At 63.7% G+C, this 12919-nt stretch carries 10 protein-coding genes; 7 read left to right on the top strand and 3 right to left on the bottom strand.

Annotation, left to right across the window (positions count from 1 at the left end; all coding sequences use genetic code 11):
* Positions 1–53: 53 nt before the first annotated feature.
* From recN to BGO80_RS03350, 5 genes are all read left to right on the top strand, one after another.
* Positions 54–1724, top strand: coding sequence for a DNA repair protein RecN (recN, locus tag BGO80_RS03370; RefSeq protein ID WP_286719096.1), 1671 nt, complete (start codon positions 54–56; stop codon positions 1722–1724).
* Positions 1725–1883: 159 nt separating this feature from the next.
* On the top strand, positions 1884–4094 hold the full coding sequence (ligA, locus tag BGO80_RS03365) for an NAD-dependent DNA ligase LigA (RefSeq protein ID WP_286719095.1): 2211 nt from the start codon (positions 1884–1886) through the stop codon (positions 4092–4094).
* A 16-nt stretch (positions 4095–4110) separates the two neighbouring features.
* Positions 4111–5370 carry a hypothetical protein gene (locus BGO80_RS03360; protein WP_286719093.1) on the top strand — a complete coding sequence of 420 codons (1260 nt, stop codon included), beginning with the start codon at positions 4111–4113 and terminating at the stop codon, positions 5368–5370.
* Positions 5370–5867 (top strand): DUF3828 domain-containing protein, encoded by a 498-nt coding sequence (locus BGO80_RS03355; protein ID WP_286719091.1) that lies wholly within the window; start codon positions 5370–5372, stop codon positions 5865–5867. Before BGO80_RS03360 ends, BGO80_RS03355 begins: the two co-directional genes overlap by 1 nt.
* 16 nt (positions 5868–5883) lie before the next feature.
* Entirely contained in the window at positions 5884–6348 is a 465-nt protein-coding gene (locus BGO80_RS03350; protein ID WP_126149460.1) for a DUF3828 domain-containing protein, read from the top strand.
* A 601-nt stretch (positions 6349–6949) separates the two neighbouring features.
* Here BGO80_RS03350 and BGO80_RS03345 read toward each other — a convergent pair.
* Positions 6950–8767: an aminopeptidase P family protein gene (locus BGO80_RS03345; protein WP_286719087.1), complete on the bottom strand. Its 1818-nt coding sequence runs from the start codon at positions 8765–8767 to the stop codon at positions 6950–6952.
* 110 nt (positions 8768–8877) lie between these two features.
* Here BGO80_RS03345 and BGO80_RS03340 point away from each other — a divergent pair, with 110 nt between their 5' ends.
* Positions 8878–9012 (top strand): hypothetical protein, encoded by a 135-nt coding sequence (locus BGO80_RS03340; RefSeq protein ID WP_286719085.1) that lies wholly within the window; start codon positions 8878–8880, stop codon positions 9010–9012.
* Between the two features lie 118 nt (positions 9013–9130).
* The gene (locus tag BGO80_RS03335) at positions 9131–9262 is read left to right on the top strand and encodes a hypothetical protein (protein ID WP_268907407.1); all 132 of its coding nucleotides are present in this window, start codon (positions 9131–9133) and stop codon (positions 9260–9262) included.
* A 171-nt stretch (positions 9263–9433) separates the two neighbouring features.
* Here the strand turns inward: BGO80_RS03335 and BGO80_RS03330 are convergent, their stop codons facing one another.
* Entirely contained in the window at positions 9434–10303 is an 870-nt protein-coding gene (locus tag BGO80_RS03330) for a 50S ribosomal protein L11 methyltransferase (RefSeq protein WP_286719083.1), read from the bottom strand.
* Positions 10304–10435: 132 nt separating this feature from the next.
* Positions 10436–12769 (bottom strand): ATP-dependent helicase, encoded by a 2334-nt coding sequence (locus BGO80_RS03325; RefSeq protein ID WP_286719081.1) that lies wholly within the window; start codon positions 12767–12769, stop codon positions 10436–10438.
* Between the last annotated feature and the right edge of the window lie 150 nt (positions 12770–12919).

Here is a 12919-nt window from a genome sequence, read left to right as displayed (position 1 = left end):
CGGGCAGGGCGGTGCTATAGCGGGGTGGTCGGTCCAATTCGGAAAGCTCGGACATGCTCAACGCGCTGTCGGTCCGTAATATCGTTCTTATCGATCAACTCGATCTGGCGCTCGATGCCGGGATGACGGTGCTCACCGGCGAGACCGGAGCTGGAAAATCCATCCTGCTCGATGCGCTGACGCTGGCCTTGGGCGGTCGCGGCGACGCTTCGCTGGTGCGCCAGGGGCAGGACAGCGGGCAGGTGGTGGCCGTGCTGGAGCTGGCGGCTGATCATCCGGCACGGGCGCTGCTGCGCGACAATGCCATTGCCGATGACGAGGACGTGATCCTGCGCCGCGTGCAATTCGCCGATGGCCGGACCCGCGCCTTCATCAACGATCAGCCGGTATCAGCCTCGCTGCTGCAAAAGGTGGGCGGGCAGATCGTCGAAATTCACGGCCAGCACGACGACCGGGCGCTGGTCGATGTGGCGACACACCGCGCGGCGCTCGACGCTTTCGGCGAGCTGGCCCAGCACGCCAATGCGGTGCGGGAATGCTGGGCGGCCTTGGCCGAAATCCAGCAGTCCGTCTCCGAACAGCGGACCCTGGTGGCCGAGGCCATCGCCGCCGAAGAATATGCCCGCCACACGGTGGACGAGTTGGGCAAGCTCAAGCCGGTGCTGGGCGAAGAGGACGAACTGGCCGAGCGCCGCCAGCAATTGCAGCAGGCCGAAAAGGCCTCCTCCGACGTGGTCGAGATCGACGATATCCTCAATGGCGCCAACGCCCCCGGTCCGGCACTGGCGGGGCTGATGCGCCGGCTGATCCGCAAGGTGGATGGCGGCGCCTCCCTGTTCCAGCCGCTGGTCGAGGCGCTCGATGCCAGCCTGATCACATTGGATCGCACCACTGATGCGCTCGAAGAGCTCAAGCGCGAAATGGCCTTCGATCCGGCGGAATTGGAGGCGGTCGAGGAGCGACTCTTCGCCCTGCGCGCTGCGGCGCGCAAACACCAGACCAGCTGTGATGGCCTGGTCGAGGTCTTGGCCAAATATGAGGGCGATCTCGATACGCTGCAAAGCGGGGAAAGCCGGTTGCGGGCGCTCGAAGCCGAGGAAGCGACGGCACGCGCCCGCTATCGCGAGGCGGCCGATATTCTCAGCAACGGCCGCAAGAAGGCAGCCAAGGCGCTGAGCAAGGCCGTGGAAGCCGAATTGCCCGATCTCAAACTGGGCGCGGCCAGGTTCATCGTCGATCACCAGATCGATGGCGAGCGGGTGGCCGCCACCGGTTTCGACCAGATCGCCTTCCACGTGCAGACCAATCCGGGCACCGCGCCCGGGCCGCTGCTCAAGGTGGCCTCGGGCGGCGAATTGAGCCGCTTCCTCCTGGCGCTCAAAGTGGTGCTGGCCGATCGCGGCTCGGCGCCGGTGCTCATTTTCGACGAAATCGACACCGGCGTTGGTGGTGCCGTCGCCGACGCCATTGGCCGACGCCTGGCGCGGCTGGCCGGCACCGTGCAGGTGCTGACGGTCACTCATGCGCCACAGGTGGCGGCGCGAGCCAATCGGCACCTCTTGATCGAAAAGCAGATGGTCAATGAGGGCGCCTTCATGCGCACCCATGTCCGCCCGCTCGACAAGCCGGCGCGCCAGGAGGAGGTAGCCCGCATGCTGGCCGGTGCCGAGATCACCGACGAAGCCCGCGCTGCTGCCAAGAAATTGCTTGGGGCTGTGGGATAAGGTTTCCCGTTTCTATCCCTGCCCAACCTGCCCTGTTACGGGGAGAAGGCTGACGGAACCGTAATGGCATCGCAGTCTGCCCCGATCTGTTCCTCCCCCCTATCAGGGAGAGGCTAGGAGGGGGTATCCTTTTGACAGAATCCCTCGTTGAGTAGCCCCATGTCCGACCTCACCCTCACAGACGTCGCCGACCTTTCCGAGGACGAGGCGCGTGCCGAGCTAGAGCGGTTGGCCGCTGCCATAGCAGCGGCAGACATTGCCTATCACCAGAATGATGCGCCCGAGATCACCGACGCCGAATATGACGCGCTCAAGCGCCGTAACGACGCCATCGAAGAGGCTTTCCCGGAACTGGTGCGGACCGACACGCCCACCGGCAAGGTTGGCGCCGCCCCGGCCGAGGGCTTTGCCAAGGTACGCCACGGCGTGCCGATGCTCAGCCTCGCCAAGGCCTATACCGATGAGGACGTGACCGACTTCATCGAGCGCGGCCATCGCTTCTTCCAGCGCGACGAGGGGCTGGCCCTGGCCTTCACGGCCGAACCGAAGATCGACGGGCTCTCGGCCTCGCTGCGCTACGAAAACGGTGTCTTCGTGCAGGGCGCGACCCGCGGCGACGGCACGGTGGGCGAGGACATCACCGCCAATCTCAGAACCATCAAGGATATTCCCGAACGCCTCGCCGGCTCTGGCTGGCCAGAGGTGATCGAGATCAGGGGCGAGGTCTATATGACCTATGCCGAGTTCCAGGCGCTCAAGGAGCGCTCGGCCGCCATTGGCGGGCAGGACTATGTCAATCCGCGCAACACCGCCGCCGGTTCGCTGCGCCAGAAAGATCCTTCGATCACCGCCAGCCGCAACCTCAAATTCTTTGCCTATGCCTGGGGTTTTACCAGTGCCGATCCGGCACCGACCCAGTTCGAGGCGGTGCAGAAATTTGCCGAATGGGGGTTCAAGATCAGCCCGCTGATGGTGCGCGCCACTTCGGCCGAGGAACTGATCGCCCATTACAAGACCATCGAGGCCCAGCGCTCCTCGCTCGGCTACGATATCGACGGCGTGGTCTATAAGGTCGACCAGCTCGAGCTGCAGCGGCGCTGGGGGTTTGTGACCGGCGAGCCGCGCTGGGCCATTGCCCATAAATTCCCCGCCGAACGGGCTACGACCGTGGTGCGCGGCATCGATATCCAGGTGGGCCGCACCGGCACCTTGGCGCCGGTGGCCCGGCTCGATCCGGTCAGCGTCGGCGGCGTCACTGTGGTCAATGTCACCCTGCACAATGAGGACTATATCAAGGGTCTCGACAGCAAGGGCGACCCCATCCGCGACGGCAAGGATATCCGCATCGGTGACACCGTTGTCATCCAGCGCGCCGGCGACGTCATTCCGCAAATCGTCGATGTGCTGATCGAAAAGCGCCCCCCTGAGGCGCAGCCCTATGAAATGCGCGACACCTGCCCGGTGTGTGGCTCGCCCGCTGTGCGCGAGGTCAACGAAAAGACCGGCAAGGCCGATTCGCGTCGTCGCTGCACCGGCGAACTCAGCTGCCCCGCCCAGGCGGTCGAGAGTCTCAAGCATTTCGTCTCCCGGGGGGCGCTCGATATCGAGGGGCTCGGCGCGGAAAATATCGAACTGTTCTTTTCCAAGGGCCTGCTCAGCACCGCTGCCGACATCTTCACGCTTCGGGATCGCCGCCCTGCGGTGCAGCAGGCTTTGGCCGAGCGGCGCGAGGAGCAGGCGCGGGCGCGTGAGGCCGCCTCGGGCAAGACGCGCAAGAATGTCCGCAGCGTCGAAGACCGCAATTATGAAGGCCTCGACAAGCTCTTTGCCGCCATCGACGCCCGCCGCGAGCCCGAACTCGATCGCTTCATCTTCGCGCTGGGCATCCGTCATATCGGCGAAACCACTGCCGCGGCCCTGGCGCGCAATTTCGGCACCATCGAGGAGGTCATTCGCGTCGGCAAGGAAACCGCCGCCGCCGCGGACCCGATGGTGGCCTTCCCCTCGATCGACGGCATTGGCGGCACCGTGATCGAGGCGCTGGTCGACTTTTTCGGCAATGAGCGCAATGACGCGGTGCTCGACGCACTGCTGCTGCAGGTCAAGCCGAAGCCCTATGTGGTCACCATTTCGGCCGACAGCCAGATTGCCGGCAAGACGGTGGTGTTCACCGGCTCCCTCGAAAAAATGACACGATCTGAAGCCAAGGCTATGGCCGAACGGCTCGGCGCCAAGGTCGCTGGCTCGGTGTCGGCCAAGACCGATATTCTGGTGGCCGGGCCCGGTGCTGGCTCCAAGCTCAAGTCGGCCGCGGCGCTGGGTGTCGAGGTGATCAGCGAAGACGAGTGGTTCGAACGCGTCGGCAAATAGTTTTGGGAGGGTGAGGATGCGCCTGGTTATGGGAATGGCGCTGGCGGCAGTTATGGCCCCCGGCGCAGCGATCGCCAGCCCCCTGGGCGAGAAATTGCCCGACCTGCTCTATGCTGGGACGGCCACCGCCGAGCGCGACGCCTATGCCACCGCCTGCGACGAGGGCGACGCGGAAGCCTGTTTCGGCGTCGGCCTCATCGATCTTATCCTCACCGCCGAGGGCTTTTCCCAGGCCCTCTATCGCCACGGTGCCACCGCGCCCGACATGCCGGCGGCGGCCATGCTGCTTGGCATTGGCGAGGCGCAGGTCGCAGCCTCGGGCAATCCCGACCCCGAGCCGCTGACCTATGATGGGCTGCGCCAGGTGCTCGACGATTTTGTCACCGGGCTCGATCAGGCGCAGCAAGGTTTTGTGCTGGCGGCGGAATTCGACGACGACTTTGTCCTGCTCATCGATCCGCTGCGTGTGCGGCTCGACCTCAATGGCGACGGCACCGCTTCTGAGGGCGAGACGCTGGCGCAGCTGCTTGGCGATGCCATCGAGTTGCCGCAGGGCAAGAGCAAGGACGGGCGGACAGCGCCCGTTGATACCACGATCGGTTTTGATCGCGCCGATGCCCTGTGGTTCGCCGGTTATACGCAGATCACGGCCGCGCCGGTCGATCTGCTCCTGGCCCATGATTTTTCCCAGTTCTTCGACACGGCGCTGCACCGGGTGTTTCCCCGCGCCGGCCTGCCGATGCAGGATTTTTCCAAGCCGCGCGGCACGCTGATGATGGACGCCGAAAGCGACGGGTTCATCGCCGATATGATTGCGGCCATCCACACGGCGTCCTTCCCAGTGGAGGATCGTGCCCGTCTCGCCGGCGTGCTCGAGCGCATGCGCAGCGTCACGGCGCTGTCGCGGCGCAATTGGGAAGCGATCCTGGCTGAAACCGATGACAATCGCGAGCTGGTGCCCTCGCCGACCCAGACCTCGCTGGTTCCAGGCATGGCCGTGACCCAGGAGGTTGTCGATGCGTGGATGGAAACGCTCGACACCGTGGAGCAGATCCTGGCCGGTGATCTGCTGATCCCGCATTGGCGCTTCCGCCAGGGGTTCAGCCTGCCGGCCTATTTCGAAACGGCGACCGAAACTGACCTCATCATGCTGCTGACCGGGCAGGGCGCCTTACCCTTCCTGCGCGATGGGCCAGTGGCCGATGAACAGAGCTTTGCGGCCGGCAATCGCGTCTTCGGCGACAACTGGCCCAATTTCATCGTGTGGTTCAATTGATGCGCCGGCTGCTGGCCCTCGCCATGGCGCTGGTGCTGGCCGTACCGCTGGCGCTTGCCGGCGACCGGAGCGATCCCGCTGCTGTCGTCGAGCAATTCTATGCCGGCTATGCCCAGATCAACTACGATGGCAATGACCACGCCTTGCGCTCGGCGGCGCTCAATGCGCTGGTTGAAGAGAATAACCGCCTGCAACTCCAGGGCCTGCCCGGCGCGCTCGATTTTGATCCCTTTCTCGGTGCCTATCCCGGCGCGGTGGTCACCCATGAAATCGGCGATATCAGCATGGATGGTGAGACCGCCGCCGTTGCTGTCGCCTTTCACAATGATCGCGTGCCGGGCACGGTCACCGTCGAACTGGTGCGTGAAGATGGCACCTGGCGCATCGATGATGTCGTCTCGACCATGGCCGGCAAATCCTATCGCATGACTGATCTTTACGCGGCCGGCTTCACCCGCGCCGCGCAGGCCGCAGCAGCGGCCCCAACAGCCCCTTAACCCCCTGGAGTCTCCAATGCGTCTTGTTTCCCTCGTGACCGGATTGTTCCTGGCCTTTGGCAGTCTTGCCAGTGCCCAGGCTTATGACACGCCCCAGGCCCTGCTCGAGGCCTTTTACGAGCCCTATTTCAGCGACAATTTCTACGACGACGAGTCGGTGTTCCGCTCGGCTGCGCTCAACGCCCTTTACGATGCCGATGCCAACAGCACGCCGGAAGGCGAAATGGGCGCGCTGGACTTCGATCCCTATGTCGATGGCCAGGACTATATGCTGTCCGATCTGGTGATCGGCACACCGGAAATTTCTGGTGACACGGCAGTGGTCGAGGTGGACTTCAAGAATTTCGATCAGCCGATGACCATCTACTACGATCTGGTCAAGGAAGATGGCGGTTGGAAGATCGACGACGTCTACCGCACCGATGGCGAATATCCCTACCGCCTGAGCGAAATCTTCCTCTCGGCGCAGCCGGCGCAGTAGCGGCGCTTGGCCTTCGGGCCGAGCCGGGACAACCCGCCCCCATGGTGTCAAGCCGGCGAAGGCCGGGATCCATATCGAGTTCTGGGTGAGATGTTGCCAAAAGCGCCGCCCGAACTCCCTCCCCTCTTGAGGGGGCGGGCCGGGGTGGGGGTGCTGAACCATCCACGAATCCGTTCGTTCAGGGGAGTTTGCGGAACCTGCCGCACCCCCACCTAACCTCCCCCTGTAGAGGGGGGAGGGAGAGCAGGAGCTGAAGCCTCGGCGCCTCCCGACCCGATCAAGGTGAACACTTACCCTCAAAGGGGAGGGCTATGGCATACGGACATATTGGCCACGGGCTGTCGTCCCCCACCCAAGCCTTTTCGCTTCAAATCTCTCCACTGGAGAGATTTGCCCTTCCGGACAGGTCAAAGCCCGCAAGGGGGAGGGAGTCCGGCCCGTGCTTTTGGCTAGGTTTTTCCTCAGACGCGATGCGGCTCCTCCCCCTTCTTCAGGGGGAGGTTGGGTGGGGGTGTGCAGAGTGCTCAAACCCATATGCGATAGCCCTCCCCTCAAAGGGGAGGTGGCGATGAAGCCGCATCAACCACGTGAAACGCTCTAATCAGATCGCCGCCGTTGCCTGCTGCAGCCAGGTCTTCACGTCGCCGCTGACGCGGGGGCCGATTTCGGCCCAGACCTGAGCGTGGAACTGGTTGAGCCAGTCCCGCTCGCCTGCGGTTAGCAGCGCCGTGTCGATCAGCCGCGTGTCGATGGGTGCCAGCGTGATGGTCTCGAATTCGAGATAGCCCGGAAAGGCCGGTGCTTCGCGCACCACCACCAGGTTTTCGATGCGGATGCCGTATTCGCCGGCCTTGTAGTAGCCCGGCTCGTTGGAAATGACATTGCCGGCTTCCAGTGGGCTGGTATAGCGCGGCGCAATGCCGATCGGGCCTTCATGCACGCCGAGATAGGCGCCCACACCATGGCCGGTGCCGTGGCTATAGCTGATACCGTCCTGCCAGAGGAACTGGCGCGCCAGGATATCGATCTGCGCTCCGGTGGTGCCCTTGGGGAAGCGCGCCTGGGAAATGGCGATCATGCCCTTGAGCACGCGGGTATAGCGATCCTTCTGCTCGGCTGTTGCCGGGCCGGTGGAGAGGGTGCGGGTAATGTCGGTCGTGCCCGATAGATATTGCGCGCCGCTGTCCACCAGCATGATTTCGCCGGGGTTGAGCCGGCGGTCGGTCTTTTCGGTGACGCGATAGTGGACGATGGCGCCATTGGGACCAGCGCCTGAAATGGTGTCGAAACTGGCATCGACGCAGGTTTCTTCCTCACGACGGAAGGCTTCGAGCGCGGTGACGATGGCGATTTCGGTGAGCTCGCCCTTAGGGGCCTCGGTGTCGAACCAGGCGAGGAATTTTGCCAGCGCCACGCCATCGAGCTTATGGGCTTCGCGCATGCCCGCCAGTTCCGCCTCGTTCTTGCGTGACTTGGGCAGCAATACCGGATCGCGCTGTTCGATCAGCCTGGCGCCGGCCTCGGCCAGGGCCTCCGCAATGGCAGAGGGTGCAGTATCGGGATCGATCTGGACGGCCTTGGCCCCGTTGCCGAGTGCAGTCAGGGCGGCAGGAAGATTAGCGACGTCGTCGATCTCGGCCACGCCGGAGAGCGCCTGGCGCAGCTCGGGCGTGATCTTGGCCGCCGCGAGATAAAGCGTCGGCAGGCCGGTGGCCGGGACCACGGCAAAGCTCAGCACGAAGGGCGTGTTGGGCACGTCATGGCCGCGCATATTGAGCAGCCAACAGATCGACTCGGGCAAAGTGAGCACCGTGGCATCGGCACCAGTGGCACTCAGCGTACCCTGAATATCGGCGATCTTGTCGCTGGCGGTGCGGCCGGCGCGGTTGTGGCCGAGAAATTCGATGGCGCTGACCGGCGGGGCCGGGCGATCGGTCCAGATCGAATCGATCAGATTGTCCACGGGCACCAGCGTGGCGTGGCCCTTGAGCTTGTCGGCCAGGTCGCGCAACCCGCCCGGCGTGTGCAGCCAGCGGTCATAGGCGACCCTGGCGCCTTTGGGCACGAAGGCGCGGATATCGACATTAGCGCCGTTGACTTCGTGCACGGTGAAAATCGACGTATCGGTCTGCGCCGGAGCTTGCAGGGTATAGCGGTTATCGACGATCAGGTCGGCGCGGTCGCGACCGACGACCGCCAGCCCCGCCGAGCCGGTAAAGCCGCTGATATAGGCCAGGCGCGCCTCGCTTGCCGGTACCGACTCGCCCCGATGTGCGTCGGCTCGCGGCACCAGGAACGCGTCGACGCCCGCCTTGGCCATGGCGGTGCGCAGGGCGGCGACGCGCGGTGCGACATGGCTGGGGTCGGCCTTTTCGGTAAAGGTCTGGAACTTGGCGGGCGGGAAAGGGGAGGGCGTCATCGCGATATCCTGGCGCCGGAGTGCGCTCCGGTCATGGCTGGCTTGTGGCATTGGCGCTGGTGAAAGCGCCGGGGCAGCCTATCTTATTCGATAGAGATCAGGAGATGAAAATGGCCAAGCAGAACAATTTCTTCCAGCGCGCACTGAACGCTCTCGTCGAAGGACGCACCCGCCAGGCCGAGCGCTATATCGCCCAGTTCGAGCGCGACCAGTCGCGTGTGCATAACAAGGTGAACGCGCGTTAACCGCGCTCTGCAATCTGGTCATGGCTGGCTTGACGCCATGCCCCTAACGCCGGTTCGGCAAATCGCCTATATGGAGAGTGTCGGAGGGCAATAGACCTTCCGCCGCATGGAGTAGAAAATGACTGAGAGCAAGAACGACTTCCACAAGGCACTTGGGGGTCTCATTGATGCCCGCGGCCGGGAAGCCACTCGCCAGGTCAGCTATCGCATGCAGCACCAGCTGATCGGCGCGGTTACCAAGCGCCCCTAACAGGCTGCTGCACGTAAGTTGCTGACGATCCAAGCCCATCCCCGAAGCCCGCTTCGGGGATTTTGCTTTTTGGGACCTAATCTTGTCCTTCTCCCACTCGGGGAGAGGTGGCCCGGCAAAGCCGGGTCGGTGAGGGGGTGTCCGCCGCTTTGTAAGCGAGACTATTTCCCTTTAGCGCTTCTGCAGGATCAGCGTCGTCCAGTCCTTGCGTTTGAGGTGCTCGACCAGCGTGAATCCGGCGGCCTGGTAGGCGGCGATGACGCCGTCGGCCTGCGTATTGAGAATGCCCGACAGGATGGCCTTGCCGCTCGACTGGGTGATTTCGCCCATTTCCGGCGCGAGCTCGGTCAGCGGACCGGCCAGGATATTGGCGACGACGAGGTCATAGGGTGCGCGCGCCTGGATCTCGGCATGGTCGAGGCCGGTGGCCTCGATGGTATCGATCTGTGCACCGACGCCATTGTCCCGGGCGTTTTCTATGGTGGTGGTCACCGCGATGGGGTCGATATCTGTCGCGAGGATTTTCGCGTCGACCCGCTTGGCCAAAGCAATCGCCAAGACGCCGGTGCCGGTGCCGACATCGATCATGCGGCTGGGCGTACGCTTGCGCAAAACCATCTCGATGGCTTCAAGGCACCCGGTGGTGGTCTCGTGATGCCCGGTTCCGAAGGCCTGCGCCGCCTCGATCCGCATCGGGGTCAGCCCTTCGGGCACATCTTCAGTGGAATGGCTGCCATAGACGTAGAAGCCGCCGGCAATAACCGGGGCGAGACCTTCGAGCGATTTTGCGACCCAGTTGATCTCGGGGTCGATGGCCTCGACGGTGAAGCTCACTTCGCCGCCCAGAACCTCGCGCGCGAGGGCATTGAACGCCTCGACATCGGGCGGACTGTCGCACGTGGCTTCGAACACCCACTCGCCGGTTTCTTCATTTTCATGCGCCGAAGCGGTCAGCGCCAGCTCGTCGCGCTCGGCCACGGCGTCGACCAGCGCATAGGCCTGTTCCTTGCTGAGGGAAACGGAAAGCTGGTCAACTGACATGGGCACACCTTGGCTGAATTGCGCTCTCATTGCTGCACCTGAGGTGGGCGAGTCAATGGCGGCAGCAGCCGATGGCCGCTTTCCCGTTCATCTTCCGTTCATAATGCGGTCAGCAAGCGGGCTGGCGCGGCCTCATCCTTTCTTGATGAAGCTCTCCAGCACCTTCTTGGTACCGGCCTTTTCGAAGTCGATGGTCAGCTTGTTGCCCTCGATGCTGATCACTTCGCCATAGCCGAATTTGAGGTGGAACACCCGCTCGCCGCGCGCGAAGCCGCTCGTCTGGCTGCCCAGATCGACTGACCGGGCCACGAGTTCGCCCTCTATAGTGAGCGGCCCGCCGCCCTTGCGATTGGCCTGATTGGCCCGAGCCCGCTGCCAGCCCGGGGTCTCATAGACGCTCTCGAACGGGTCTGCCTTGTTGAACCGACTGGCCGCGCCGCCACCATAACCATAGCCGCCATAGGCCGAGCCGCGGTCGGTGACCTCGACGGCATCGGGCGGCAATTCGTCGACGAAACGGGAGGGAATGGCCGATTGCCAGAGGCCGTGAATGCGGCGGTTCTGGGCGGCGGAGATGCGCACGCGCTTGCGGCCACGGGTGATCCCGACATAGCCCAGACGCCGTTCTTCCTCGAGCCCGGCGCGTCCGCTTTCGTCCATGGAACGTTGGCTGGGGAAGGTGCCGTCCTCCCAGCCGGGCAGAAAAACGGTGTTGAATTCCAATCCTTTGGCTGAGTGCAGGGTCATGATGGTGACCGCATCGGTGGCGTCGGCATTGTCGCGGTCCATCACCAGGGCGATGTGTTCGAGGAAACCGCCAAGGGTCTCGAATTCCTCCATGGCGCGGCTGAGTTCCTTGAGGTTTTCCTTGCGCCCCTGGCTTTCCGCCGACTTGTCGGCGCTGAGCATGTCGGTATAGCCGCTTTCCTCGAGGATCTGTTCGACCAGTTCGTAGGGCTGCAGGCTTTCGCTGCGCCGCGCCCAGTCGTCGAACTGGCCCACCAGCGCGCGCAGGGTGGTGCGCTGCTTGGGCTTGAGCTCCTCGGTTTCGACCAGCAGGCGGGTGGCGTTGAGCAGCGGCAGGTTCATGCTGCGCGCCGTTTCCATCAGCATCTTGACGGTGGAATCGCCGAGGCCGCGCTTGGGCACGTTGACGATGCGCTCGAAGGCGAGATCGTCGGCCGGCTGTGCGACAAGGCGCAGATAGGCCAGGGCATCGCGGATTTCCTTGCGCTCATAGAAGCGCGGACCGCCGATGACGCGGTAATTGATCCCCAGGGTGATGAAGCGCTCTTCGAATTCGCGCATCTGGAAGGAGGCGCGCACCAGAATGGCCATGGAATTGAGCGGCTCGCCCTGGCGCTGATACTGCTCGATTTCCTCGCCGACAGTGCGGGCTTCTTCTTCGCTATCATAGACTTGGGTGAAGGAAAGCGGCTCGCCGCCCTCGGCAATGTCGGTGAACAGCGTCTTGCCCAACCGGCCTTCATTATAAGCAATGAGGGTCGAAGCGGCCTTCAGGATATTGGCGGTGGAGCGATAGTTGCGCTCCAGCTTGATTACCTTCGCACCGGGGAAATCGCTCTCGAAGCGCAAGATATTGTCCACCTCGGCGCCGCGCCAGCCATATATGGACTGATCGTCGTCGCCCACGACGCAGATATTGGCTTCCGGGGCCGGCTTGCCCTGGGCGAGCAGGCGCAGCCAGAGATATTGGGCGGTGTTGCTGTCCTGATATTCGTCCACCAGCATGTATTTGAACTTGCGGTGATATTCGGCGAGCACTTCAGGATTTTCGCGAAACAGCCGAATGCATTCGAGCAAGAGGTCGCCGAAATCGGCAGCGTTGAGCGCCTTGAGGCGCGCCTGGTAATCGTAATAGAGCTTGCCGCCCTTGCCATTGGCATAATAGGCGCTGTCGGACGCCGGGACGTCCTTGGGCAACAGGCCTCGGTTCTTCCAGGCGTCGAGCATGCCCGCAAACTGGCGGGCCGGCCACCGCTTTTCGTCGATATTTTCCGCTTCCAGCAGTTGCTTGATGACGCGGATCTGGTCGTCGGTGTCGAGAATGGTGAATTGCGGCTTGAGATCGACCAGTTCGGCATGCTGGCGCAGGATGCGGGCCGAGATCGAGTGGAAGGTGCCCATCCAGGGCAGGCCATCGAGCGCCGGCACCAGTTCGTGAATGCGCTTCTTCATCTCGGCGGCGGCCTTGTTGGTAAAGGTCACAGCGAGAATCTGGCTGCCCCAGGCTATGCGCTGGTTGAGAATATGGGCGATGCGGGTGGTGAGAACGCGGGTCTTGCCGGTGCCGGCGCCGGCCAGAACCAGCAGCGGCCCCTCGGTCGTCAGCACGGCATCGCGCTGCTCGGCATTGAGACCGGCGAGATAGTCCGGCTCGCGCCGGTTCAACTGACTGGTAATCGGGCCCGCGGCGGGGCGCGGCAGGGGAGCGGGGTCGGCCATGCGTGCTTAATTTCCTCGGGTCCGGCGGGCGGAGCTGTCGCACGAGACCTTGACGAATCTTGGTTTGTTCTGGTCGCCAATATAGGGAGCCGGGCGGCCGCTGTATAGAAGCGGGCGCTGTCACAGAGCCGTCACGCCAGTGTCACGCAA

This window comes from Devosia sp. 63-57, from assembly GCF_001899045.1.
Taxonomy (GTDB): Bacteria; Pseudomonadota; Alphaproteobacteria; order Rhizobiales; family Devosiaceae; genus Devosia; species Devosia equisanguinis.
The sequence above is the reverse complement of the archived record's forward strand: the minus strand, read 5'-3'. Positions and strand labels throughout refer to the sequence as shown.